The sequence below is a fragment of the Rhodovulum marinum genome (assembly GCF_004343075.1).
Lineage (GTDB): Bacteria > Pseudomonadota > Alphaproteobacteria > Rhodobacterales > Rhodobacteraceae > Rhodovulum > Rhodovulum marinum.
Genome location: NZ_SLXP01000010.1, coordinates 14923 through 38869 on the forward strand (window position 1 = coordinate 14923; position 23947 = coordinate 38869).

Annotated in this window: 22 protein-coding genes; 4 read left to right on the plus strand and 18 right to left on the minus strand. The window is 66.2% G+C overall.

What is annotated here, in order from left to right:
* Positions 1–231: 231 nt before the first annotated feature.
* The 8 genes from EV662_RS14415 to EV662_RS14450 all read right to left on the minus strand — a co-directional run bounded on the left by EV662_RS14415 (position 232) and on the right by EV662_RS14450 (position 9185).
* Complete coding sequence (locus tag EV662_RS14415) at positions 232–1455, minus strand: phenylacetate--CoA ligase family protein (RefSeq protein ID WP_132463967.1); 1224 nt, start codon at positions 1453–1455, stop codon at positions 232–234.
* Positions 1456–1516: 61 nt separating this feature from the next.
* Entirely contained in the window at positions 1517–2341 is an 825-nt protein-coding gene (locus tag EV662_RS14420; protein WP_132463970.1) for an ABC transporter ATP-binding protein, read from the minus strand.
* A gap of 71 nt (positions 2342–2412) precedes the next feature.
* Positions 2413–3693 (minus strand): ABC transporter substrate-binding protein, encoded by a 1281-nt coding sequence (locus tag EV662_RS14425; protein ID WP_132463972.1) that lies wholly within the window; start codon positions 3691–3693, stop codon positions 2413–2415.
* 64 nt (positions 3694–3757) lie between these two features.
* On the minus strand, positions 3758–4834 hold the full coding sequence (locus EV662_RS14430; RefSeq protein ID WP_132463975.1) for a branched-chain amino acid ABC transporter permease: 1077 nt from the start codon (positions 4832–4834) through the stop codon (positions 3758–3760).
* Between the two features lies 1 nt (position 4835).
* On the minus strand, positions 4836–5081 hold the full coding sequence (locus EV662_RS14435; protein ID WP_132463978.1) for a hypothetical protein: 246 nt from the start codon (positions 5079–5081) through the stop codon (positions 4836–4838).
* A 2-nt stretch (positions 5082–5083) separates the two neighbouring features.
* Positions 5084–6079 carry a branched-chain amino acid ABC transporter permease gene (locus EV662_RS14440; RefSeq protein ID WP_165915604.1) on the minus strand — a complete coding sequence of 332 codons (996 nt, stop codon included), beginning with the start codon at positions 6077–6079 and terminating at the stop codon, positions 5084–5086.
* Positions 6080–6207: 128 nt separating this feature from the next.
* Complete coding sequence (locus EV662_RS14445; protein WP_132463981.1) at positions 6208–7026, minus strand: ABC transporter ATP-binding protein; 819 nt, start codon at positions 7024–7026, stop codon at positions 6208–6210.
* Entirely contained in the window at positions 7023–9185 is a 2163-nt protein-coding gene (locus tag EV662_RS14450; RefSeq protein ID WP_132463984.1) for an AMP-binding protein, read from the minus strand. Before EV662_RS14450 ends, EV662_RS14445 begins: the two co-directional genes overlap by 4 nt.
* A gap of 338 nt (positions 9186–9523) precedes the next feature.
* Here EV662_RS14450 and EV662_RS14455 point away from each other — a divergent pair, with 338 nt between their 5' ends.
* Together EV662_RS14455 and EV662_RS14460 are read left to right on the plus strand one after the other, a co-directional pair.
* On the plus strand, positions 9524–10588 hold the full coding sequence (locus tag EV662_RS14455; protein WP_132463987.1) for a saccharopine dehydrogenase: 1065 nt from the start codon (positions 9524–9526) through the stop codon (positions 10586–10588).
* Positions 10585–11715, plus strand: coding sequence for a saccharopine dehydrogenase family protein (locus EV662_RS14460; RefSeq protein WP_132463990.1), 1131 nt, complete (start codon positions 10585–10587; stop codon positions 11713–11715). The genes EV662_RS14455 and EV662_RS14460 overlap by 4 nt, the downstream gene beginning before the upstream one ends.
* 18 nt (positions 11716–11733) lie before the next feature.
* Here the strand turns inward: EV662_RS14460 and EV662_RS14465 are convergent, their stop codons facing one another.
* The 6 genes from EV662_RS14465 to EV662_RS14490 form a co-directional block, all read right to left on the minus strand.
* Positions 11734–12057 carry a DUF3775 domain-containing protein gene (locus tag EV662_RS14465; RefSeq protein ID WP_132464277.1) on the minus strand — a complete coding sequence of 108 codons (324 nt, stop codon included), beginning with the start codon at positions 12055–12057 and terminating at the stop codon, positions 11734–11736.
* A 75-nt stretch (positions 12058–12132) separates the two neighbouring features.
* Positions 12133–12873 (minus strand): SDR family NAD(P)-dependent oxidoreductase, encoded by a 741-nt coding sequence (locus tag EV662_RS14470; protein ID WP_132463993.1) that lies wholly within the window; start codon positions 12871–12873, stop codon positions 12133–12135.
* Complete coding sequence (locus tag EV662_RS14475; protein WP_132463996.1) at positions 12870–13433, minus strand: DUF3833 domain-containing protein; 564 nt, start codon at positions 13431–13433, stop codon at positions 12870–12872. The genes EV662_RS14470 and EV662_RS14475 overlap by 4 nt, the downstream gene beginning before the upstream one ends.
* Positions 13430–14662 carry an MFS transporter gene (locus tag EV662_RS14480; RefSeq protein ID WP_132463999.1) on the minus strand — a complete coding sequence of 411 codons (1233 nt, stop codon included), beginning with the start codon at positions 14660–14662 and terminating at the stop codon, positions 13430–13432. Before EV662_RS14480 ends, EV662_RS14475 begins: the two co-directional genes overlap by 4 nt.
* Positions 14662–15426 carry a DUF1365 domain-containing protein gene (locus tag EV662_RS14485; RefSeq protein WP_132464002.1) on the minus strand — a complete coding sequence of 255 codons (765 nt, stop codon included), beginning with the start codon at positions 15424–15426 and terminating at the stop codon, positions 14662–14664. Before EV662_RS14485 ends, EV662_RS14480 begins: the two co-directional genes overlap by 1 nt.
* On the minus strand, positions 15423–16718 hold the full coding sequence (locus EV662_RS14490) for an NAD(P)/FAD-dependent oxidoreductase (protein WP_132464005.1): 1296 nt from the start codon (positions 16716–16718) through the stop codon (positions 15423–15425). Before EV662_RS14490 ends, EV662_RS14485 begins: the two co-directional genes overlap by 4 nt.
* A gap of 154 nt (positions 16719–16872) precedes the next feature.
* On the opposite strand from EV662_RS14490, the gene EV662_RS14495 reads away from it, so the two are divergent.
* Both EV662_RS14495 and EV662_RS14500 read left to right on the plus strand, forming a co-directional pair.
* Complete coding sequence (locus EV662_RS14495) at positions 16873–17526, plus strand: sigma-70 family RNA polymerase sigma factor (protein WP_132464008.1); 654 nt, start codon at positions 16873–16875, stop codon at positions 17524–17526.
* Between the two features lie 11 nt (positions 17527–17537).
* Positions 17538–18194 carry a ChrR family anti-sigma-E factor gene (locus tag EV662_RS14500; protein WP_132464011.1) on the plus strand — a complete coding sequence of 219 codons (657 nt, stop codon included), beginning with the start codon at positions 17538–17540 and terminating at the stop codon, positions 18192–18194.
* Between the two features lie 3 nt (positions 18195–18197).
* Here EV662_RS14500 and EV662_RS14505 read toward each other — a convergent pair whose 3' ends face one another.
* Genes EV662_RS14505 through EV662_RS14520 form a run of 4 tightly spaced genes read right to left on the minus strand, consistent with a single transcriptional unit; the run spans position 18198 to position 23904 of the window.
* Entirely contained in the window at positions 18198–19367 is a 1170-nt protein-coding gene (locus EV662_RS14505; RefSeq protein WP_132464014.1) for a DNA recombination protein RmuC, read from the minus strand.
* A complete protein-coding gene (gene mutL, locus EV662_RS14510; protein ID WP_132464017.1) occupies positions 19364–21199 on the minus strand; it encodes a DNA mismatch repair endonuclease MutL in 1836 nt (611 codons plus the stop codon). Before mutL ends, EV662_RS14505 begins: the two co-directional genes overlap by 4 nt.
* Positions 21200–21241: 42 nt before the next feature.
* Positions 21242–22561: a M16 family metallopeptidase gene (locus EV662_RS14515; RefSeq protein WP_425057040.1), complete on the minus strand. Its 1320-nt coding sequence runs from the start codon at positions 22559–22561 to the stop codon at positions 21242–21244.
* Positions 22558–23904 (minus strand): M16 family metallopeptidase, encoded by a 1347-nt coding sequence (locus tag EV662_RS14520; RefSeq protein WP_132464020.1) that lies wholly within the window; start codon positions 23902–23904, stop codon positions 22558–22560. Before EV662_RS14520 ends, EV662_RS14515 begins: the two co-directional genes overlap by 4 nt.
* Positions 23905–23947: the final 43 nt, after the last annotated feature.

The window sequence follows — 23947 nt, forward strand, 5'->3', positions numbered from 1 at the left end:
CCTTACACGCATGGGGCGCGGCCCCGGCCGTGGATCCGTGCCCGGGCCCCGCTGGCGCCGGGCACGCTGTCGGTTTCGCCTTGGCTACGCCATGGCGACCGGCTGGGGGGCTTTGCCCCCCAGACCCCCCAGAGTACTTGCCCCAAGAAAAAGACGCGCGCCGTTTTGCAGCGGGACGTGTCACGGCAGAACCCGTTGGGCGCAGCGCGCAAGGCACCTGAAACGGCCGGGTCAGCCGTAGCTGCGCCGGTCGTCGATCACCTTGCCGTCGTTCGGCAGGCTGCCGGGTGCCACCAGTTCGATGCGGCCCTTGAGTTTCAGCACCGCGGCGACGCTCGCCTCGAAGGCGGCCGGGTCGGTCGCCTCGGTTTCCAGCTGAACGGTCATGGTATCCATTTCGCCCTCGCGGTCCGCGATTACGCGGGCCCTGGCCACCTGGGGATGACGGGCGACCAGGTCGGCCACCTGTTCGGGGCGCACGAACATGCCCTTGATCTTGGTCGTCTGGTCCGCGCGCCCCATCCAGCCCTTGATCCGCATGTTGGTCCGGCCGCAGGGCGAAACGCCGGGCAGCACGGCCGAGAGGTCGCCGGTGGCGAAGCGGATCAAGGGGTAATCGGGGTTCAGCGCGGTGACGACGACCTCGCCGACCTCGCCATCGGGGACGGGGTCGCCGGTGCCGGGGCGCACGATTTCCACGATCACGCCCTCGTCGACGATCATCCCCTCCATCGCGGGGGATTCGTAGGCGACATTGCCGAGATCGGCCGTGGCATAGCATTGCAGGCAGGCGATGCCGCGATCCGCGTATTCCTGACGCAGCGAGGGGAAGAGCGCCCCGCCCGAGACCGCCGCGCGGGTGATGCGCGACAGGTCGAGGCCCATTTCATCGGCCTTGTCGAGGATCACCTTGAGGTAATCGGGCGTGCCGGCATAGGCCGTCACGCCCACGTCATGCGCGGCGCGGGCCTGCAACTCGGTCTGGCCGGTGCCGGCGGGCAGGATCGCGGCGCCCACCGCGCGGGCGGCGTTCTCGAACATCATCCCCGCGGGCGTCAGGTGATAGCCGAAACAGTTCTGCACGATGTCGCCTTCGCCGATCCCGCAGGCATGGAGGAACCGGCCCAGCCGCCACCAGTTGGTCGAGACGCAGCCCGGTTCGTAGATCGGCCCGGGCGACTGGAAAACGTGATCGAAGCCCGAGGCCGGCCAGACCGTATAGCCACCAAAGGGGGGCTGGCCCGCCTGCGCCCCGGTCAGATCGGATTTGCGCAGCACCGGCAGCGCCGCCAGCGCGGCCCGGCCGGTGACCGCGTCGGGGTCGATATCGGCCAGCGTCGCGGCATAGCCGGGCAGCGCCTTGGCCGCGGCGATCTGCGCCGGCAGGCAATGCGCAAGCGAGGCCGCGCGCTCGTCGGCCGAACGGGTTTCCAGGTCGTCGAAATGGGCGCTCATGGCAGGTCCTTCGGGTCGCGGTCGATATGCCCGGCCAAGGTGCGCCGGGCGGCGCGGCAGGTCAACTGAGCCAACGCTTGCGCCGCCGGTAGGAGCGCACGTCGCGGAAGCTCTTGCGGCCGGTGTCGGACATGCCGAGGTAGAATTCCTTGACGTCGGGGTTCTCGCGCAGGTCGGCCGCCGGGCCGTCCATCACGATGCGCCCCGATTCAAGGATATAGCCGTAATGGGCATAGCGCAGCGCCACGTTGGTGTTCTGCTCGGCCAGCAGGAACGTCACGCCCTCGTTCTCGTTCACCGATTTCACGATCTCGAAGATCTGTTCGACCAGCTGCGGCGCCAGCCCCATCGAGGGTTCGTCCAGCAGGATCGTCTCGGGGCGGGACATCAGCGCGCGGCCGATCGCCGTCATCTGCTGTTCGCCACCCGAGGTATAGCCCGCCTGGGATTTCCGCCGCTCCTTGAGCCTGGGGAAATAGGAATAGACCATCTCGAGGTCGGCCTGGATCGCTGCCTTGCCGTCGGTGCGGGTATAGGCCCCGGTCAGCAGGTTTTCCTCGACCGTCAGGTGTTCGAAGCAGTGGCGCCCCTCCATCACCTGGATCACGCCCTTTTTCACCAGGTCCGAGGGCGCGAGATCCTGGATCTTCTCGCCGCGATAGAGGATCGACCCCTTGGTCACCTCGCCGCGTTCCGAGTGCAACAGGTTCGAGATCGCCTTGAGCGTGGTGGTCTTGCCCGCACCGTTACCGCCCAGAAGCGCGGTGATACCGCCCTTGGGCACCGAGAGCGACACGCCTTTCAGCACGAGGATCACATGGTTGTAGATCACCTCGATGTTGTTGATTTCAAGAAGCGTCTCTTGGGTGCGGCCTGAATCGAGCATCCCCGGGCAGTCCCTTCGAATTCCGGTAAGACCCGGCGCGGACATGCTGGCCCGCGCCGGGAAAGGTCAGGTCACTCGCAGCGCAGCGACAGGTTGTTCTCGCTGGCATAGGCCATCGAGTCCTCTTCGACGAGCGGGGCGATGATCGCGTCGTCGGGCATGATGTAGTCGGTCAGCGCGACCCACTTGCCCTCGGATGCGTTCCACTGCTGGACGATGCCCATGCCGGAGCCGCCGTGATCGGTGCAGGAGACGCCGAATTCCGGCCCGATCCCCGGCGCGCCCAGCGCCTCCATCTTGGCCGCGTCCATGACCAGCGCCTCCATCCCGTCGCGCATCATCGCGGCGGTGATATCGGGCGTGCCGTGGATTTCCTGCGCCGTCTTCGCGGCCTCGACCGCCAGCATCGCGGCATACATGCCCCGGGTGTACAGCACCTTGCCCACGTTCGACCCGTCGCCCGCGGCAAGGCCCTTGTCATGGACATGGGTCTTGATGTCCGCGAAGACCGGGTAATCGGCGATGCGGTTCATGTTCAGCGACTTGTAGCCATCCGCCGCGGCGCCGGCCGGCGTCACGTCATGTTCGGCGCCCGCCCACCAGTTGCCGATGAAGTTCTCCATCGGGAAGCGGATGTTGGCGGCTTCCTGTATCGCGACCTGGTTCATCACGCCCCAGCCCCACATGATCACGTAGTCGGGCCGTTCGCGCCGGATCTGCAGCCATTGCGATTTCTGCTCCTGGCCGGGGTGATCCACGGGGATCGTGTTCAGCGTGTAGCCGTGCTTCTTGGACAGCTCTTCCAGCGTGCGGATCGGCTCCTTGCCATAGGCCGAGTTGTGGTAGAGCAGCGTGATGGTCTTGCCGCTCAGGTCACCGCCGTTCTCGTCCAGCAGGTACTTGATCGCGACCGAGGCCGCGTCCCAGTAGTTGGCCGGGTAGTTGAAGACCCACTCGAACACCTTGCCATTGGCGGCCGAGGTGCGGCCATAGCCCATGGTGTGCAGCGGGATCTGGTCGGCAGAGACCTTGGGGATCAGCTGGTAGGTGATGCCGGTCGACAGCGGCTGGTAGATCAGCGCGCCCTCGCCCTTGGTCGCCTCATAGCACTCCACCCCCTTCTCGGTGTTGTAGCCGGTCTCGCACTCCATGACCTTGGCCTTGACCCCGCCGATGCCACCATCGCGTTCGTTGACCAGGGCGAAATAGTCCTGGTAGCCGTCCGAGAACGGGATGCCGCCCGCGGCATAGGCGCCGGTGCGATAGCTGAGGTCGGGGAACACCAGGTCGGCCAGGGCCGGGCTTGCCGCCACCAGCGCGCCCAGCGCGGCGGATGCCAGTTTCAGTTTCATCAGATCTCCTCCCAAGTTTGAGCCGTGCCGGGTTGACCCGGCTATTCGCGCGTCTCCCCGTTCCCTAATGCGGGAACGGCCATAGTCTCAGTTTCTCCTTGCCGATGCGCCAAAGCTGCGCCAGCCCGTGCGGCTCGGCGATCAGGAACACGATGATCAGCGCCCCCACGATCATCAGCTCGATATGCGCGGCCAGGTCGGTGGGCCAGCCCATGCCGCCCACCAGCACGTTTTTCAGCAGCACCGGCAACAGCACCAGGAAGGCCGCGCCTGCGAAACTGCCGAAGATCGAGCCCAGGCCCCCGATGATCACCATGAACAGGATCAGGAACGATTTCTGGATTCCGAACGCCTCGCCCACCTCGACCGCGCCCAGGTAGACCGCGAAGAACAGCGCGCCCGCGATGCCGATATAGAAGGACGACACGGCGAACGCCGTCAGCTTGGCCTTCAGCGGGTTCACCCCGATGATCTCGGCCGCGATGTCCATGTCGCGGATCGCCATCCATGACCGCCCGATCGTGCCGCGCGTCAGGTTCCGCGCCGCCCAGGCCAGAACGACGACGAACAGCAGGCAGATCAGGTATTTTGCCCAGGCCGTGGTTTCGGGGCCGGTGACCGCGATGCCGAGAACCGTGCGCTCGGGCGCCGATATCTGGCCCGAGGCGGAGTAGTTGTAGAACCACGGCACCTTGTTGAACAGCCAGACCAGGAAGAACTGCGCCGCCAGCGTCGCCACCGCCAGGTAGAACCCCTTGATCCGAAGCGATGGCAGACCGAACAGCACGCCCACGCCCGCCGTGATGAACCCCGCCGCGATCACGTGCAGAACGATGCTGACATCGGGAAAGGCGGTCATCAGCTTGTAGCAGGCATAGGCGCCAACCGCCATGAAGCCACCAGTGCCCAGGCTGACCTGCCCGCAATAGCCGGTCAGGATGTTCAGACCGATCGCCGCGATCGAGTAGATCAGGAACGGCACCAGGATCGCGTTGGCCCAGTAATCGTCGACGACGAACGGTATGACCGCGAAGGCGACGACCAGGACCGCATAGTAGCGGTAGCGGTCGAACCGGATCGGAAAGGTCTGGCTGTCCTCGCTGTAGGAGGTCTTGAAGTCGCCGGCCTCGCGGTAGAACATCTCAGGCGATCTCCCTCGTGAACTCGCGCCGCCGGGGCGCACGCACGGGCGCCGGGCGCAGGCTTGGCGCCTTGCCGCCGACGATCCGCACCCAGCACAGCATGCCGGTCAGAAACCCTGCGAAGGCGAGCACCGCATAGGTGGCGGGCATCCATGCCGCATCGTTCAGCGACGTGACCGCGAGATAGCTGAAGGCATAGAAAAAGCCCCAGCCGACGACACAGGTAATCGCGTAGATCTTCTGCATGGTCAGACCCTTTCGATGATCTTTTCCCCGAACAGGCCCTGTGGCCTGAACACGAGGAAGAGTAGCGCGAGCACATAGGCGAACCAGTTCTCGGTGGCGCCGCCGATCATCGGCCCGATGGTGAATTCGAACAGCTTTTCGCCGACACCGATGATCAGCCCGCCGACGATGGCGCCCGGGATCGAGGTGAACCCGCCCAGCATCAGCACCGGCAGCGCCTTGAGCGCGATCAGCGACAAGCTGAACTGCACCCCCGACTTCGCGCCCCACATGATGCCCGCGACCAGCGCCACGAACCCCGCGATGGACCAGACCAGCACCCAGATGAAGCGCAGGCTGATGCCCACCGACAGCGCCGCCTGGTGGTCGTCCGCCACCGCGCGCAGCGCCCGGCCCTGTTTCGAATACTGCGAAAACAGCGTCAGCGAGATCACCAGGATCGCCGCCACGACCGTGGCCACGATGTCCAGCTTGTCGATGAAGAAGCCATAGAACCCATCCCCACCCAGCACGGCGGTCTTTTCCTCGATCCAGAAGCTGCCACCCTGCGGCAGGCCCACGTCCAGCGTCTTGACGTCGGCGCCCCACATCACGTCGCCGAAGCCTTCCAGGAAATAGGCAAGCCCGATGGTGGCCATGAACAGGATGATCGGCTCCTGGTTGACCAGATGTTTGAGGATGAAGCGTTCGATGGCCACGGCCAGCAGGATCATCACGCCAACGGTCAGCAGGATCGCCACGATCGACGGAAGCTGCCAGCCGAAATGGTGCACCTCGGTGCCGAAGGCCGCGTTGATCAGGTGGGCGAAGGGCACCTGCCCCTCTTGCAGGCCCACCAGGGTCAGCGCGGCGAACAGCGCCAGCACGCCCTGGGCATAGTTGAAGATGCCGGAGGCCTTGAAGATCAGCACGAAACCCAGCGCGACCAGGGCATAGAGCACCCCGGCCATCAGGCCGTTGATCATCACCTCGGCCGCATAAAGAAGCTGGTCAGGCACGGGTCAATCCTCCCTCGTTGCACCCCGCGATCCCTGAACGCGCGCGATCCGCCCGCGGCTCACGTCCGAAACGCAACCGGCACGGTTCCACCTCCCGGCACCGGATCGCCGGGGCAATATGGGCACGCCTAGTCATGGCTGACCCCCAGATAGGCCTCGATCACGTCGGGATTGGCGCGCACCTCCTCGGGCGGGCCGTCGCCGATCTTCTTGCCGTAATCCATCACGACCACGCGGTCGGACAGGTCCATCACCACGCCCATGTCGTGTTCGATCAGCACGATCGTGGTGCCGAACTCGTCGTTCACGTCAAGGATGAAGCGGGACATGTCCTCTTTCTCCTCGACATTCATCCCGGCCATCGGTTCGTCCAGCAGCAGCAGCCGCGGCTCGGCGGCCAGCGCCCGGCCCAGTTCCACCCGCTTTTGCAGGCCATAGGGCAGGCGGCCCACCGGCGTCTTGCGGATGTGCTGGATTTCCAGGAAGTCGATGATCTTTTCCACCGCCTCGCGGTTCGCGGTTTCCTCTCGTTCGGCCTTGCCCCACCAGGCGGCCTGGCTGAACAGCCCCGCGCTCATGTGGGTGATCCGCCCGGTCATGATGTTGTCCAGCGTCGACATGCCGGAAAACAGCGCGATGTTCTGGAAGGTCCGCGCGATCCCCTGTTGCGCGACCTTGTAGGGGCGCATCTGGGGGCGTTTCTTGCCCTCGAACCAGACCTCGCCCTCGGTCGGCGTGTAGAACCCTGAGATGACGTTCAGCATGGACGACTTGCCCGCACCATTGGGCCCGATGATCGCGCGGATCTCGCCCTCGCGGATGTCGAAGGAGATATCCTTGATCGCCACCACGCCGCCGAATTTCAGCGTGATATGCTTCAGCTCCATCAGCACGCCGCCGATGGTCCGGCCGTCCTCGGTGACGTAGGGTTCGACGGTGTCTTTCATGCCGCCACCTGCCCGGACGCCTTGGCCGGCGCGACAGCCGCATCCCTGATCTGCAAGGTCGCCTTGATGCGGCCCTTGCGGCCGTCCTCGTAGGTGACTTCGGTTTCGGTGTAGATGCTGTCGGACCCGTCATAGAGCGCGGTCACGAGGTCGGCGAATTTCTCGGCGATGATGTTGCGGCGGACCTTGCGGGTGCGGGTCAGTTCGCCGTCATCGGCATCGAGTTCCTTGTGCAGGATCAGGAAGCGGTGGATCTGGCAGCCCGAGAGCATCGGGTCATCGGCCACGGAGCGGTTCACCTCTTCGACATGGGCCTGGATCGTATCCAGCACGCGCGGATGGCCGGCGAGTTCCTGGTAGGAGGCATAGGCGATGTTGTTCCGCTCGGCCCAGTTGCCGACCGCCGTCAGGTCGATGTTGATGAAGGCAGTGCAGCGGTCGCGCCCCGCGCCGAACACCACCGCCTCCAGGATGTCGGGATAGAACTTCAGCTTGTTCTCGACATATTTGGGGGCGAACAGGCGCCCGTCGGCCATCTTGCCCACGTCCTTGGCCCGGTCGATGATCCGCAGATGCCCGGTCGCCTCTTCGAAGAAGCCGGCGTCGCCGGTGGCCACCCAGCCTTCCGGGTCCTTGGTGGAGGCGGTGCTTTCGGCGTTCTTGTAGTATTCGACGAAGGTGCCGGGCGAGCGATAGAACACCTCGCCGTTCTCGGCGATCTTCACCTCGACGCCCGGGGAGGGCACGCCCACGGTGTCGGATCGCACCTGGCCGTCGGGCTGCTGGGTGATGAACACGCTGGCCTCGGTCTGGCCGTAGAGCTGTTTGAGGTTGATGCCGAGCGAGCGATAGAAGTCGAAGATCTCGGGGCCGATCGCCTCTCCGGCGGTATAGGCCACGCGGATCCGCGACAGACCGAGGGTGTTCTTGAGCGGTCCGTAGACCAGCACCTCGCCCGTGCGGTAGTTGAAATAATCCCGCAGCGGCTGCGGATAGAGGTTCAGAAGCGGCCCCCGCGCGCGGAAGTATTTCCGCGCCTCCAACGGATGGCGCAACCGGACGAAGAAACCCCGCACCGCGTTTTCCACGATGGTTTCAATCGCGAAACCGATCCCCATGGCATAGCGATACATCCAGCGCAGGCGCCGGCGCAGCGTGGGCCTGGACCGCTTGGTGCGGTAGCGCGGCATGCCGTATTCCTCGCCGGTATCCTTGGCGAACTCCATGAAATGCTTGAAAAGCGCATGTTTAAGGTCGCCCGCATCCTCCATCCGGATCATGACATTGGTCAGCATCGTCTCGAAGATGCGGGGCGGCGCGAAGAAATAGGTGGGGCCGATCTCGCGCAGGTCGGTCATCATCGTGTCGGGGCTTTCGGGGCAGTTCACGCAGAAGCCCGCGACCATGGCCTGGCCGATGGAAAAGATGAAATCCCCCACCCAGGCCATCGGCAGGTAGGCGAGAACCTCTTCGTCCTGGCCCAGGTGGTCGAACTCCACCGACGCCTTGGCCGTCTCGATGATGTTGCGGTTGGACAGCACCACGCCCTTGGGCTTGCCCGTCGTGCCGCTGGTATACAGCATCACGCAGGTCGACTCCCAGGTCAGCTCGGCGATGCGCGCCTCCAGCTCGGGTTCCAGCCGGGCGTGGGCCGCGCGGCCCTCTTCCTCGATGTCCTTCAGCCAGTTCAGGTGCGTGTGGTCGTATTTCCGCATGCCCCGCTTGTCGTTGTAGAGGACATGTTCGATGTGGTGGATGCGGTCCTGAACCTCGATGACCTTGTCGACCTGTTCCTGGTCGCCGCAGACCACGAAACGCGCACCGCAATGGTCCAGCACATAAGCCATCTCCTCGGCCACCGCGTCCTGGTACAGCGGCACCGGGATCGCGCCGCACATCTGTACGGCCACCATCGCCCAGTAATGCGCCGGCCGGTTGCGCCCGATGACCGCGACATGCTCGCCGCGCTCGAGCCCGAGGGCCAGCATGCCCATCGCTATGGCACGGATTTCGTCATTGGCCTGGCCCCAGGTCCAGCACTGCCAGATCCCGAATTCCTTTTCGCGATAGGCGGGCTTGTCGCCGTAAAGACGCACGTTCCGGGCCAGCAGTGCCGGAATGGAACAGAGCTCGTCCGTGGACGCGCCATGTAGTGCCAAGAATGTCTCCTCCCCTGCGCCGCGACGCCATCAGCGCGACCCGCGATGCAACGCGGGCGGCCGTGGCCCCTCGGCTGGCCGGTTTCCGGCCCGTTCGGCGGCTGTAGCCGCCTGATTGTCCTCGCTTCACCCCGGCAATTCCTGGCTGCACCAGCCTCCTCCGAACCGGGGTAGGTGGAGATTTGCGCATGGCCCCGGGGGCGGTCAAGCAAAAGGTTAGATAATTGCGCAAGATGCGACGGTGCGGACCACGACGCGCAGGCCCGGCCGCGACCGGGCCAACCCTTGGCCCCGCCCACGCTTTGCCCTAGACGGGGCGAAACGGAACGGGACGGACGATGACGCATCTCTGGGTCAGGGCCGAACAGCGGCCGAACGAGGAACGGGTGGGCCTGACGCCCGAAGGCGCGGCGCAATTGATCGGCGCCGGGTTGAAGGTCAGCGTCGAGGAAAGTTCGGTGCGCGCACTCCCGATTGACGGTTACGCGCAGGCCGGCTGCGAGATCGTGGCCGAGAATTCCTGGCCCGACGCACCGGCCGATGCGATCATCTTCGGGCTGAAGGAGCTGCCCGAGGATGGCACGCCCCTGCCCCACCGGCACATCATGTTCGGCCATGCCTACAAGGGCCAACCCGCCGGGCGCGACCTGCTGCGCCGCTTTGCGGCGGGGGGCGGGACGCTTTACGACCTGGAGTATCTGGTGGACGACAGCGGCCGCCGGGTCGCGGCCTTTGGCTATTGGGCGGGCTATGCGGGCGCGGCGGTCAGCCTGATGTGCTGGGCCGCCCAGCAGCGTGGCGGCATCGCGGGGCCGGCGGGCGTACATCCCGGATCGGAGAGCCTGAAGGCCGCGCTTTCGGAAACGCTCGACGGGCTGGGCCGACCGACCGCCATCGTGATCGGCGCGCTGGGCCGCGTGGGGACCGGGGCCAGCGATCTTTGTCGCGCGATGGGTGTTGAAACGACCCGCTGGGACATGGCCGAAACCGCCCATGGCGGCCCGTTCCCGGAAATCCTGGACCACCAGATTTTCCTCAATTGCATCTTCGCCGCACCGGGTACGCCGGTTTTCGTGCCCGAAAACGCGAAAACGGCGCCAAGGCAGCTAAGCGTGATCGGCGACATCGCCTGCGACCCGACCTCGGACTTCTCGCCGATCAAGGTCTATGACCGTGTGACCGACTGGCAGGCGCCGGCGCTGCGCGTCCACGATGCGCCGCCGCTGGACGTCACCGCCATCGACAACCTGCCCTCGATGCTGCCGGTCGAGTCGTCCCAAGATTACGCCGCGCAGCTTTTGCCCTCGTTGCTGACGCTCGCGGATCTGGACGCGGGCGTCTGGGGCCGGGCCAAGGCGGAGTTCGACAAGCATATAAAGACGATCCAGGGAGAACACGCATGACGATCCACTGGTGCGGCACGGGGCTGTCGGCGATTCCGGGGCTGCGACGGCTGATCGAGGCGGGCCGGCCGGTCACCGTCTGGAACCGGACGATCGCCAAGGCGCGCGACGCCGTCGGCGACCTGACCGACGACATCCGCGCCTTTGACATCGATGCGCTGGCGGGCGTCCTCGCGCCGGGCGACGTTGTGGTGTCGATGCTGCCTGCCGACTGGCACGTGCGGCTGGCCGAACTGGCCATCGAGAAAAAGGCCCACTTGGTCACTTCCAGCTATATCTCGCCCGAGATGCATGCGCTGGACGGCGCCGCGCGCGAGGCGGGCGCCGCCATCGTCAACGAAGTCGGCCTGGATCCCGGCATCGACCACCTGATGGCGCATTGGCTGATGGCCGATTACCGCGCCTCGGGGGCCTATGCGCCGGACAACACCTATGCCTTTACTTCTTATTGCGGCGGCGTGCCGAAGATCGCCAACGCCTTCCGCTACAAGTTCAGCTGGTCGCCGCTGGGGGTGCTGCGCGCACTGAAATCCCCCTCCCGTTCGATCCGCGATTTCTCGGAGCTTTCGGTACAACGCCCCTGGGATGCGCTGGGCCGCTACGACGCGCCGCTGCCCATTCCCGAGACGTTCGAGGTGTACCCCAACCGCGACTCCCTGCCCTTCATGGCGCATTACGGGTTCGAACCGGTCTGGAAGGTGCGCGATTTCGTGCGCGGCACACTGCGTCTGAACGGCTGGGCCGAGGCGTGGAAACCGATCTTCGACACCATCGAGGGCGGCGCGGACGAGGCCGAATTGAAGGCGCTGTCCGACCGGCTTTGGGCCGAGAACGCCTATGATGCGGACGAACCCGACCGGGTGGTGTTGTGCGTGTCACTGCATGTCACGCGCGACGGCGCGACCGTCTATCACAAGACCTACGTGATGGATGCCTGGGGCGACGCGCGCGGCACCGCCATGGCGCGGCTGGTCTCGGTGCCCGTGGCGCTGGCCGTCGAGGCGGTGCTGACCCGCGAAATTCCCGCGGGCGTCACCGCCGCCCCCAGCGACCCGCGGCTGGTCGACCGATGGCTGGGCGAGGTCGATACGCTGGCCCAGCACCTGCAGGTGGTCGACGGGGCCTAGGATGCGCCGGGGAAGCCCCTAGCGGTCGAAGAAATCCTCTTCGACCTCGGTCGGGTTGATGCCGATGGCCTCTAGCCCCGCCTCGAGGTAGTCGGCGAACAACGGCATGTCGACGAGGTAGTTCTCGGTCGGCGTTGTCGCCTCGGCCTTGGCGGTCTCGATCGCCTCGGCCAGGTCGTCGGCGTCAAAGGTTTCGCGGCCGATCCAGGTCAGCGCGACGAGACTGGCCTTTTCATCCTCGTTCATCGCCCGGATGAAACCGCGCAGCTCGGCCTCGCCCGTCCGTTTCTCACGGGCCTGAAAGATGACTTGCACCACCTTGCGCGGGCTGATCTCAAGCAGGTCTTCCATGTCGTCTCATTCTCCTCCGAACGCAAAGGCCAGTGTCGCCCGCGCGCGCGCCGCGCACAAGGGGCGTCACCGCCTGGGCGCGAAGATCGGGAAATACAGCCAATCGGGCAGGAATTGCGACAGCCGGAACAGCCAGGAAAAGACCGTGGGAAAGCTGCGCGCGAAATTGTCGGTCATCATGTGTTCGACGAATTCATGCGCGGCCGGTTCCGGGTCCATGATGAACGGCATGGCGAAGTCGTTCTTTTCGGTGAGGCGGGTGCGGATGAAGCCGGGATTGACCACCTGCACCTTGACGCCCGTGCCGCGCAGATCGGCCTGCATGCTTTCGGCCAGCGACATGACGCCCGCCTTGGACGCGCAATAGCCGATGGCGCCGGGCAGACCGCGGAAGCCCGACAGGCTGCCGGTCAGCACGACATGGCCCGTGCCGCGTTCGACGAAGCGGGGCACCACCTGCCCCAGCACCCGCGCCGCGCCGGTGAAGTTGATGTCGCACATCGCCTCGACCTGGTCGGCGTCCCAGTCCTGCGCCGCCTGTGGCCAGTAGACACCAGCAAGGTAGACCAGCCCGTCGATTTCGCCCGCCTCGGTCGCCGCGGCCTTGACCGAGGCGCTGTCCGAGACGTCGATGCCGACGACATGCGCCCTGGCGGGCAATTCGGCGGCCAGTTCCTCCAGCCTGTCGGTGTTCCGGGCGCTGAGGACCAGTTCCACGCCCAGCGCGCTGAGCCGTTCGGCGACCGCGCGCCCCAGCCCTTCGCTTGCCCCAACGATCCAGTAACGTTTGCCAATCCAGTTCGTCACGCTGCCTCCTTCGGCCGCAGCGTCGCCACCAGTTCGGCCACGGGGATGCCGAACTTGCGGAACTGGCTGCGGTTCATGATCGTTCCATTCTCCATCAAGTACATCCAGTCGACCGTGTCGAGAACATGACCGCCGGACTCTTCGGGCAATCTGATACGATAACGCAGATGCACCGCAGACCCCTTTTGCATGCCTTCGCCCGTGCCCACAACGTCGGGCGCCGCGGCGCGGATGCGGCCGTCATTGCCCAGCGTGAAGGTCCAGCAGCGACTTTGGGTCGCGCCGCTGTCATAACGGAATTCCTCGGCCATGGTTCCGGTGTTGCCGTCCCAGCGCGCCTCGATATCCGCGACGAATCGCGAGGCGACCCGACCGGTGGGGCCGTAGATCACGCCCTCGCACAGGATCGGGCCGTTCAGATGCCTGCGGATGTCGAAATCCGGTCCCTTGTCGGCGTAATCCGCGGCGGTCTGGGCCGGGAAGGCCAGCGTGCGCGCACGCAAGATCGCCAGCGCCAGCATCGCAAATGCGCCCAGCAGGAAGGCCAGAACGGGGCTCATCGGATCGCCTCCCGGGTCAGGGGCGTCGCGACCAGAAGCGCGACGGCCAGCAGTTTCAGGGCGCAGGGCACCAGCGCATAAAGAACCCCCAGCATCGCCAAGGCGGCGGGCGGGTTGTCGGCACCCGCCGCGAAACCCGCAAGGTCGAGCAGCGGCAGCAGCGTCACCGCGGCAAAGGCCAGGGTAAATTTCGACACGAAGGACCAAAGCCCGAAGGCCTGGCCCGCATTGGGGGCGACATGGGCCATGCGGCCGGCGAAGATCGCCGGCAAAAGCGTCATGTCCGCGCCCAGCGCCGCGCCCGAGGCGATGCAGATCAGCGCGAAGGGGATGATATCGCCCGGCCCCAGCAGCGCGGCATAGCCGAACGCCAGGATCGACAGCACCATGCCCGCGATCAGCGTGCGCTTCTCGCCCCAGGCCCGCGCCGCGCGGCCCCAGGCCGGTGCTGACGCGGCGGCCGACAGGAAGAACAGCAACAAAAGCGGCCCCTCCCAGCCCGGCGCGGCAAGCCGGCTTTCGACGAAGAACAGGAACAGCGTCGAGGTCACGGCAACGGGCGTGGCATTCACCAGCGCGATCAACAGCAGGCGACGCGCGACGGGGTCGGCCAGCACCTCGCGAAAGCCGCTGTCCGCGCGGGCGATGGGCAGGTGCCATTCCCGGCGCATCGCGACCGCGGCCAGCAGCGCAAGCCCCGCGAAGCCCGCAGCGAAAAGCGCGAAGGGTTCCCTGGTCGACATCAGAAGCGTCGGCGCCACCGCCGCCGCACTGACCCCCAGAAGCGCGCCGGTCTCGCGCCAGGCGGCCAGCCGGACATGCCCGCCCTCGCCCAACCGGCCGGCCCGCGACACGCCCTGTGCATAGAAGGTGATGGTGAGAAAGCTGAAGGCGGTGAACAGCCCGGTCAGCGTCAACCCGAACCACAACAGCGGCGCGACGGGGGGCGTGACGGCGAACAGCGCGACCATCGAAAGCGCCAGAAGCGCCACCGCCCCGGCGACCGCCAGCCCCCGCGCCCGGTGCAACCGTTCCGACAGCCAGCCCAGCGCCGGGTCCTGCACCACGTCCAGCAGGCGCAGCCCGAACAGAACCGCGCCCAGCGCGGCCAGGCTGACGCCGTATTCATCGACATAGAACTTGGGCGCATGGATGTAGATCGGCAGCCCCGCAGACGCGAGCAGCGCCGCGAACAGCGCATAGCCGGGCAGCGGCGCCGCCTCGCGCATCAACTGACCTCTTCGGTCGGCGGCTCGGGGCGGGTTCGGTATTTCGCGCCTTTCAGAAACAGCCACAGCGCATGCCAATGGATCAGCACCAGCACGCGGCGCGACCCGAACGGGCGGCGGAACAGCCCCTTGAGGATCGCCCAGTTGGTCAGCGGCCGGCGCGGGCCGGTCAGCGTGGCGTATAGCCCGTCCTCGCCATTGGTCGAAAAGTCGATCCAGATGCCCACCCTGTCCGGGCGGATGTCGAACCGGAAACGATAGCCGCCCTCGATCGGCAGGAAGGGCGAAACGTGGAAGATCTTGGTCGCGGTCAGGATATCGCTGGCCTGGATCGGGCGCTGGTCGGGGTGGTGGCACAGATAGGAATGACGGTCGCGGAAGGGGTTGTTCACCTCGGCGATCACCACGCGCAGCGTGTCGTCCTTGCCGTAACACAGCCAGAAGCTGACCGGGTTGAATTCGTGGCCCAGAACGCGCGGGATGGTCAGCAGCTCGATCCGACCCTTGGCCGAATGCAGCGCGTGGGCCGACAGCACCTGGCGCACCCAGGCGGCGCCCTGCCCGGCGAAATAGGGGCCGCCATGGTCGATGTCATGCACCGACATCACGTTCGAATGGTTGTACGAAAACAGGCGCGGGCGCCGAGGCGTCGGATCTTCGGCGTTCAGCAGGACATAGTCCACCGTGTGGCGCAGCTTGTGTTCCACCTCGCCACGCCGCTGGTGAAAGGTCACGCCCCTGACATGTTCAACGATCGCTGTCATGCCGCCACCGTTTCGCGCTCCTGCCGTTTCATCGCCTCGGCCACGTCGACCGCGCTGGCCAAGCCGTCTTCGTGGAACCCGTTCTTCATCCAGGCACCGCAGAACCAGGTCCGGTTCCGGCCGTTCATGTCCCGTATCTGGCCCTGTGCAGCCAGCGCCGCAAGGTCATAGACCGGGTGCCGGAACGTCACCGTGTCATAGATCAACTCGTCGCGGATTTCCCGCTGGCAGTTCAGCGTGACGAACAGCGGATCGCTTTCGGGAATGGGCTGCAGCGAGTTCATCCAGTAGGTCAGGTCGATCCTGTCGCTTTGCCGGTCGCTGTCCTCGGTATAGACCCAGCTGGCCCAGGCGGCGCGACGTCGGGGCATCATCCGGGTATCGGCGTGCAGGACGGCCTCGTTCGGCTGGTACTTGACCGCGCCCAGCGCCGCGCTTTCTTCGGGCGTGGCATCGGCCAGCAGCGCCAGGGTGTCGTCGGAATGGGTGGCAAAGACCACCTCGTCGAAACCTTCCCAGTCGCCGCCCGTGGCGCGCAGTTCGACGCCCGCTTCGGTGCGGCGCACCGCCGCGACCGGGGCGCCGGCGCGGATCTCGACGCCTTGGCCGTTCAGGGCGGCCTCCAACCTGCGGACATATTCGATGGACCCGCCTTCAACGGTATACCACTGGTGCTGGCCGGTATGGCTGAGCAAGGCGTGGTTCTCGAAGAACCGGATCATCGCCTGGGCGGGAAAATCGAGGATGCCCTTGGTCGGCGTCGACCAGATCGCGCCCGACAGCGGCAGCAGGTAGCGGTCGCGGAACCAGTCGCCGGTGCCCAGCGCCGCGAGAAACTCGCCGATGGTCATGTCCGGGTCCCGGGCCACCTTGAGCGCGTTGGCGTTGAACTTCATCACGTCGCGCAACATGCCCAGGAATTTCGGGCTGAAGGCGTTGCCCGGCTGGGCAAAGACCGCCTGCAGGTTCTTCAGCCCGTATTCGAAACGCCCACCGTCCAGCGAGGCGCCGAAGCTCATGTCGGATTTCGCCACCGGCACGTCCAACGCCTCGAACAGCCGGGTCATGTGCGGATAGTTCACGTAATTGAACACGATGAACCCGGTATCCACCGGCTGATCGCCGCGCTTGCCCGCGATCACCGTCCGCGCGTGCCCGCCCAATCGCTTTTCCGCCTCGAACAGCGTGATCTGGTGATCGGTTCCCAGCAAATGGGCCGCGCCCAGGCCCGATATCCCCGCACCGATGACGGCGATGCGCCGGGGGGCACCCGCTGCGGTTTCGAAAGGCATGTCTGCTGCTCCTGCTCTGTCCGAGGTCTGGATATGGCCCCAGCCCCCGTACTGTCCAGCGACGCAGGTCTTGCCGGGGTGAATTAAAGACGCAATTCGACGATTTTTTCGGCAAACCGGTGATCCGGTCGGGCCCGATGCACGTAATCCCGACATGTTGAACGGCTCATGTGCCACCGAGGAATCGGATGCAGCGTTTTGCGACAGGTCCTATCCTGTCGTTCAGAAACGTGCAGTCCGATCAGTCGAGGCGAGGGTCGTGAACGAAAGAAAGACGTCCGACGCGCGTTGGGTGCGGCTGGTAGAGCGGGTGAGGTCCGAAAAGGATCAATCCGCATTCGCCGAGCTGTTCGGCCATTTCGCGCCACGCGTTAAGGCGTTTCTGATGAAATCGGGGGCCGACGAGGCCCTGGCAGAGGAATGTGCGCAGGAAGTGATGGCGACGGTCTGGAACAAGGCGCAGCTGTTCGACCCTGAACGGGCGAGCGTGGCGACCTGGGTTTTCACCATCGCCCGGAACCGCCGGATCGACGCGTTGAGAAAGCAGCGCCGCCCGGAGCCCGAGGACTTGCCCTGGGGCCCCGAGCACGAGCCGGACCAGTCCGAAACCATCGCCCTGCAGCAAGAGAGCGAACAACTGGGCAAGGCGCTTGCCGCCCTGCCCGAGAACCAGAGAGTGCTGATCGAAAGAGCCTATTTCGGGGAACTTTCGCACAGCGAGATCGCCGCCGAGACGGGTCTCCCGTTGGGGACGATCAAATCGAGAATACGCCTGGCGCTGGAACGCCTGCGCCACGAGATGAAATGAAGAAGATGCTCATGACAACAACGATCAAACACCACCTGACCGACGATCTGCTGATGGGCTATGCCGCAGGCACACTGCCCGAGGCATTCAGCCTTGTGGTGGCAACCCACGTGTCGTTGTGCGACGAGTGCCGCGCCCGGCTGGCCGGTTACGAGGCGGTGGGCGGTGCCGTTCTGGAAGAGGCGCCCGATTGCGCGATGGCCGAAGACAGCTTTGCCGCGACCATGCGGCTGATTGCCGAAATGCCCGCGGACGAGCGGATCGAGACCGACGGGGCCGCTGTGGATCACCTGTTCCCCAAGCCGCTGCGCGACTATGTGGGGGGCGATGTCGAGGCGGTGCATTGGAAATCCGTCGCCGGGAAGGTGCGCCAGGCGGTGCTGCCCACGTCGAGGGACGCTTCGGTGCGGTTGCTCTACATCCCGGCGGGCATGGCAATGCCCGACCATGGCCACAAGGGCACGGAACTGACCATGGTCCTGCAAGGCGCGTTCCAGGACGAGGACGGCCTGTTCGCGCGCGGTGACGTCGAGGTGGCCGACGAAGAGATGGAACACACGCCCGTCGCCGCCCCCGGACCCGACTGCATCTGTCTCGTGGCGACCGATGCGCCGCTGAAGTTCAGCGGGTTCCTGCCGCGCATCGCGCAACCTTTCATCGGGATCTAAGGCCTATTCGCCGGGCTTGGTCAAGGCGACCACCCGGCCCTCGTCGACCTCCAGTTCCTCGAAATCGAAATTGTCCAGCCGCGCGGCCCGCTTGCCCGCGCGTTCGGCCGCGGTTCCGATTCCTTCCAGGTCGGCGCGCGCCTGTCCGAAATGGGTGTTCAGCTTGTCCACCCGTTCCACCACCAGTTCGACGTCCCGGTGCAGCTGTTTCAGCGTCTTGCGGATCGCGCCCGCCTGTTCGCGCATCCGCGCGTCCTTCAGGATCGCGCGCATGGTGTTCAGCGTGGCCATGCAGGTCGTCGGCGACACGATCCAGACCCGCGCCTCGAACCCCTCGCGCACCAGTTCGGGGAAATTGGCGTGGAGTTCCGCATAGACCGCCTCGGACGGCAGGAACATCAGCGCCCCGTCAGCCGTTTCGCCCTCCAGGATGTATTTTTCGGAGATCGCCTTGATATGGGCGCGGACCGAGGTTTTCAGCTGCTTGGCGGCCTCGTTCGCCTCCCATTGGGTATCCGCACGCCGCAAGGCCTCGTAGGCCTCCAGCGGGAATTTCGAGTCGATCACGATGGGCCCGGGCGGGTTCGGCAGGTGGATCAGGCAATCGGCCCGCTTGCCGTTCGACAGCGTCACCTGCATCGCGTAGCTGTCCTTCGGCAGCGCCTTGCCGACGATATCATGCAGCTGGATTTCCCCGAAGGCGCCGCGGGTCTGCTTGTTCGACAGGATGTCCTGCAGGGACAGCACGTCGCCCGACAGTTTCTCGATATTGGCCTGCGCCTTGTCGATCGTGGCCAGGCGCTGCTGCAACTCGCCCAGCGAATGCGCCGTGCGCCGCGATGTGCCTTCCAGGTTCTGGGTCATCTGCTCGCTGACCTGCGCCAACCGGGCCTCCATCAGGCGCAGCATGTTGGTCTGGCTCGCCGCCTGCGCCTCGGACACATGGGTCAGCCCGCCCGCCAGCCGGTGCTGCCCCTCGCCCAGCGCCTCGACCCGGCGGGCCAACTGGTCCATCTGGTAGATCAGCGGTTCGGCCAGCGCGGCCGAGCGCCCGGCCCGGCGCACGGCCAAGATCAAGAGCGTCAGCACCAGCAGGACCAGCGCCGCCGCCACCGCCCCGGCGATCACCAGCGGGTCGTCATAGGCGTATGTCTGTCCGAACATCGTGATCATCGCCGCCCGAACAGCCTTTCGATATCCGACAGCTTCAACTCCACATAGGTGGGCCTGCCATGGTTGCACTGGCCGGAATGGGGTGTCGCCTCCATCTCGCGCAACAGCGCGTTCATCTCGTCGGCCCGCATCCTGCGGCCCGAGCGGATCGAGCCGTGGCAAGCCACCCTCGACAGGATCGCCTCGATCCGCGCTTGCAGCGTCTGGCTGTCCCCCAGATCGCCCAGTTCATCCAGGATGTCACGGACGAGCGCGCCTGCGTTCACCTCGCCCAGCACCGCCGGCGTTTCGCGCACCGCGACGGCGCCCGGGCCGAACGGTTCGACGGTCAGACCCAGGCGGGCCAGCGTGTCGGCATGATCGATCAGCCGGGCGACATCGGCGTCGGACAGATCAACGATTTCGGGGATCAGAAGCGCCTGCGCCGCGACGCCGTTTTCGGCCATCTGGCGTTTCAGCTTTTCATAGACCAGCCGTTCATGGGCCGCGTGCTGATCGACGATCACGAGGCCTGTTTCGGTCTGGGCGATGATGTAGTTTTCATGGATCTGCGCGCGCGCCGCGCCCAGCGGCAACGACTCTGTCCCGACCGCCGGTTCGGCGTCCTCGAACCGCGCCGTGGGCTCGGCAAAGCCCGGCGCCAACGGCGCCGGGGCCTGGGCGGCATGGGCCACCGTCAGCGCCCCCGGCGAGGGGCGGTCCATCTGGTAGACGCGGGTCGCGCCCGGCGGTTCGGGCCGCATCGCGCCAAGCGTCGCCCCGGCCACGGTCGTCGAGGCCCGGTGCCCCGCCTCGGCCAGGGCATGGCGCAGGGCCGACACGATCAATCCGCGCACCAGCCCCGGTTCGCGGAACCGCACCTCGGCCTTGGCGGGGTGCACGTTCACGTCAACGAAATGCGGGTCGCATTCCAAAAACAGCGCGGCGGCGGGATGCCGGTCACGGCTGAGGAAATCCATATAGGCGCCGCGCAACGCGCCGATCAGCAGCTTGTCCCGCACCGGACGGCCGTTCACGAAAAGGTATTGCGCCACCGCCGAGCCGCGCGAATAGGTCGGCAAGGCGGCGTATCCCACAAGCGACACGCCCTCACGCTCCGCGTCGATCCTCAGCGCGTTCTCGGCGAAATCGGCGCCCAGCACCCGTGCCAGCCGCCCGCGCATCGCGTCGAACAGATCGCCCGATTCCGCATCGGCGCGAAAGGATACGCGCCCCTCGCCACCCTCGGACATGTCGCGCAGCACGAACCCCACGAAGGGCTCGGCCATCGCCAGCCGCTTGACCACGTCGGAGATCGCCTGGCCCTCGGCCCGGTCGGTGCGCAGGAATTTCAGCCGCGCCGGCGTGGCAAAGAACAGGTCGCGCAATTCCACCACCGTGCCGCGGGTCAGCGCCGCGGGCGTGACCGGCCCCATCCGCCCGCCAGAAACTTCGATCCGGGCGGCCTCGGCGCCCGGTGCGCGCGAGGTGATCATCAGCCGCCCGACGGCCCCCAGCGACGGCAGCGCCTCGCCACGAAAGCCGAAGCTTGCGATGTTCAGAAGGTCAGACCCGTCGATCTTGGACGTGGCGTGCCGGGCCAGCGCAAGCGGCAGGTCGCCGGGCGCGATGCCGTGCCCGTCATCGGTTACGCGGATCAGCGTCTTGCCGCCATGGGCGATGGCCACCTCGATCCGGCGCGCGCCCGCGTCCAGCGCGTTTTCCACCAGTTCCTTGACCGCCGAGGCCGGCCGTTCAACCACCTCGCCCGCCGCGATCCGGTTGATCGCAGCTTCGTCAAGCTGACGAATTCGGGGAAAATCGGCGCTTATGTTGGGGCTGGGCGAGTTCATACCACAAGGGTTAGCACGCCCACCCCGATTCTGCCACCGGGATCAGTTGGTGGTTTCCAGCCCCTCGGGGCGCCCGACGACCACGAAATGCAACTGGTCCGGCTGCAACAGCTTACCCGCCACGCGCCGCACATCCTCCAGCGTCACCGCCATGATCTGGTCGTTGCGGGTGTTCACGTAACCGGGGCTCAGCCCCTCCATCTGCATGCCGACCAGGATGCGCGCGATGGGGGCGTTCCCATCGAAGCGCAGGGGATAGGCCCCGGTCAGGTAGGTCTTGACATCCTCCAGTTCCTGCTCGGTCACGCCGCTTTCGGCCATCTTCGCCCATTCGGCGCGGATCACCGCGATCGCCTCGGCGATGTTCTCGTTGCCCGAGGCGACCTGGCCCAGCATCAGCGCGGCGTAATCCATCGGGTAAAGATAGGAATAGACGCCATAGGTCAGGCCGCGCTTGACCCGCACCTCCTTCATCAGGCGGGATTCGAACCCGCCCGCGCCCAGCACTTCGTTCATCACGTAGGCGGCGAAGAAATCGGGATCGTCACGTTCCATCCCCCGATGGCCGAACACCGCGACCGATTGCGGCGTGTCGAAGGGCACGACGGTGATTCCACCACCCAGTACGTACGGGGCTTGCTCGGGCAGCGGCGCGCCGGTCTCTGGCAGGCCGTCGAACAGCCGGTCCAGCAGCGCGCCCAGTTCCTCGGCGGTGATGTCGCCAACCGCCGCGACATAGAGCCGGTCACGCGCGACCACGCGGGCATGGGCATCGAGAAGGTCGGCGCGCGTTAGGGCGGTCACGCTGTCCTCGGTGCCGTCGATCGGGCTGGCATAGGGATGCGCACCAAAGGCCAGCCGGTCGAAGGTTTGCCCGGCGATGGCGTTCGGGTCCTTGGCGTCCGACCGGATCGACGAGATCACCTGGCTGCGCACCCGCTCGATCGCGTCTGCGTCAAAGCGGGGCGCGTGCAGCGCCTGGCGCAACAGGGCCACGGCCTCGTCGCGGTTCTCGCTCAGCATCCGGGCCGAGAGCGACAGCGAATCCTGACCCGCGCTGAACCGGAACGATGCCGCCAACGCGTCGCGCGCCCGCACGAAGGCACGTGCGTCCATCTCGCCCGAGCCTTCCTCCAGAAGTGCGGTCATCAGGTTGACCGCGCCACGCTTGCCCGGTGCGTCCAGGCTTGCCCCGCCGCGAAAACGGATTTCCAGCGCGACGAAGGGAATCTCGTGGCTTTCCACCAGCCAGGCGTCGATTCCGCCGGGCGAGGTCACCTCCTGGATGTCGACGGCGGCGCGCGCGGGCAACGCCAGCCAAAGCGCCAGACCGACGGTGGCGATCAGCCGGATCATGCTCATTGCGTCACCTCCGCCCGGTCGTCCGCGGGCCGTTCCAGCCAGCCGGTCACCGCGCGGTTGCGGTCCAGCACGTCGCGCGCGGCGGTCATCACGTCCTCGGGCGTGACCGCCTGCAGCAGTTCGGGCCAGGCCTGCACATCCGCGACCGACAGCCCCGAGGCCAGCGCCGCGCCATAGCGCCGGGCCAACCCCTGCACGCTGTCACGTGCATAGATTTCCGAGGCGTGCATCTGCGCCTTGATCGTGGCGAACAGGTCAGGGTCGACACCCTCGGCCAGGAACTCGGCCAGCGCTGAGTCGAGCGCCGCCTCGGCCTCGGCGAGCGTCACGCCCGGGGCGGGCACCACGACGAACCCGAAGGTCGTGTCGTCGATCGAAAGCCCGTCATAGAAGGCCGCGGTATAGATCGCCGTTTGCGCATCGAATTGAAGCTTGTCGCCCAGCACCGAATTCGCGCCCTCGCCGCCCAGGATCTCGGCCAGGTAGGTCAGCGCCGCGGCGGTTTCCTGATCGCCCGGGTCGCGCTCTGGCGCCAGGTAGGTGCGCAGGACGTAAGGCTGGGCGACCCGCGGATCGGCGAATTTCAGACGCCGTTCGGCCAGTTGCGGCGGCTCTTGCGGGCGGGTCCGCTCGGGCAGGGCCTGGGACGGGGCAAGCGGGCCGTAATGCTTTTCGGCAAGGGCACGTACCGCGTCGGGATCCACGTCGCCCGCCACCACAAGGATCGCATTGTTGGGGGCATAGAAGGTTTCGTAATAGGCCAGCGCGTCGGCCTTGTTCAGTCGCTCGATCTCTGACTTCCAGCCGATGATCGGGATGCCATACGGGTGATTCATATATTGCGCCGCGCGGCGCTGTTCGGAAAACAGCGCGCCCGGGTCGTTCTCGGTGCGCTGGTTGCGCTCCTCGAGGATGACCGAGCGCTCGGTCGCGACGTCTTCCTCGGCCAGCCGCAGGTCGGTCATCCGGTCGGCCTCGATCTGCATCATCAGACCCAGCCGGTCGGCGGCGACACGCTGGAAATAGGCGGTGTAATCCCACGAGGTGAACGCGTTGTCCGACCCCCCGTTGGCCTGCACGATGGCGGAAAACTCGCCCGGGCCCAGGTCGTCGGTGCCCTTGAACATCAGGTGTTCCAGGAAATGCGCGATCCCCGACTTGCCGGGCGGTTCGTCCGCGGCGCCCACGCGGTACCAGACCATGTGCACCACGACGGGGGCGCGATGATCCTCGATCACCACGACGTCCAGCCCGTTGTCCAGGGTGAATCCCGTGACGGTTTCCGCCCGGGCCGGCAAGGCCAGCATCATCAGGGCGGCAAGCGCGAGGCGGATCGGGCGCATCGGGACATCTCCTTACCGGGGCCGGTCCCGATCAAGCTACGCC

What these genes read in the sequence shown, in the direction of transcription:
- EV662_RS14445 (WP_132463981.1), bottom strand. Translation starts at nt 7,026, where the DNA reads ATGAAAGACACCGTCGAACCCTACGTCACCGAGGACGGCCGGACCATC.
- EV662_RS14520 (WP_132464020.1), bottom strand. Translation starts at nt 23,904, where the DNA reads ATGCGCCCGATCCGCCTCGCGCTTGCCGCCCTGATGATGCTGGCCTTG.
- EV662_RS14455 (WP_132463987.1), top strand. Translation starts at nt 9,524, where the DNA reads ATGACGCATCTCTGGGTCAGGGCCGAACAGCGGCCGAACGAGGAACGG.
- EV662_RS14500 (WP_132464011.1), top strand. Translation starts at nt 17,538, where the DNA reads ATGACAACAACGATCAAACACCACCTGACCGACGATCTGCTGATGGGC.
- EV662_RS14425 (WP_132463972.1), bottom strand. Translation starts at nt 3,693, where the DNA reads ATGAAACTGAAACTGGCATCCGCCGCGCTGGGCGCGCTGGTGGCGGCA.
- EV662_RS14480 (WP_132463999.1), bottom strand. Translation starts at nt 14,662, where the DNA reads ATGCGCGAGGCGGCGCCGCTGCCCGGCTATGCGCTGTTCGCGGCGCTG.
- EV662_RS14515 (WP_425057040.1), bottom strand. Translation starts at nt 22,561, where the DNA reads ATGAGCATGATCCGGCTGATCGCCACCGTCGGTCTGGCGCTTTGGCTG.
- EV662_RS14435 (WP_132463978.1), bottom strand. Translation starts at nt 5,081, where the DNA reads ATGCAGAAGATCTACGCGATTACCTGTGTCGTCGGCTGGGGCTTTTTC.
- EV662_RS14460 (WP_132463990.1), top strand. Translation starts at nt 10,585, where the DNA reads ATGACGATCCACTGGTGCGGCACGGGGCTGTCGGCGATTCCGGGGCTG.
- EV662_RS14475 (WP_132463996.1), bottom strand. Translation starts at nt 13,433, where the DNA reads ATGAGCCCCGTTCTGGCCTTCCTGCTGGGCGCATTTGCGATGCTGGCG.
- EV662_RS14485 (WP_132464002.1), bottom strand. Translation starts at nt 15,426, where the DNA reads ATGACAGCGATCGTTGAACATGTCAGGGGCGTGACCTTTCACCAGCGG.
- mutL (WP_132464017.1), bottom strand. Translation starts at nt 21,199, where the DNA reads ATGAACTCGCCCAGCCCCAACATAAGCGCCGATTTTCCCCGAATTCGT.
- EV662_RS14490 (WP_132464005.1), bottom strand. Translation starts at nt 16,718, where the DNA reads ATGCCTTTCGAAACCGCAGCGGGTGCCCCCCGGCGCATCGCCGTCATC.
- EV662_RS14420 (WP_132463970.1), bottom strand. Translation starts at nt 2,341, where the DNA reads ATGCTCGATTCAGGCCGCACCCAAGAGACGCTTCTTGAAATCAACAAC.
- EV662_RS14495 (WP_132464008.1), top strand. Translation starts at nt 16,873, where the DNA reads ATGTTGAACGGCTCATGTGCCACCGAGGAATCGGATGCAGCGTTTTGC.
- EV662_RS14505 (WP_132464014.1), bottom strand. Translation starts at nt 19,367, where the DNA reads ATGATCACGATGTTCGGACAGACATACGCCTATGACGACCCGCTGGTG.
- EV662_RS14430 (WP_132463975.1), bottom strand. Translation starts at nt 4,834, where the DNA reads ATGTTCTACCGCGAGGCCGGCGACTTCAAGACCTCCTACAGCGAGGAC.
- EV662_RS14415 (WP_132463967.1), bottom strand. Translation starts at nt 1,455, where the DNA reads ATGAGCGCCCATTTCGACGACCTGGAAACCCGTTCGGCCGACGAGCGC.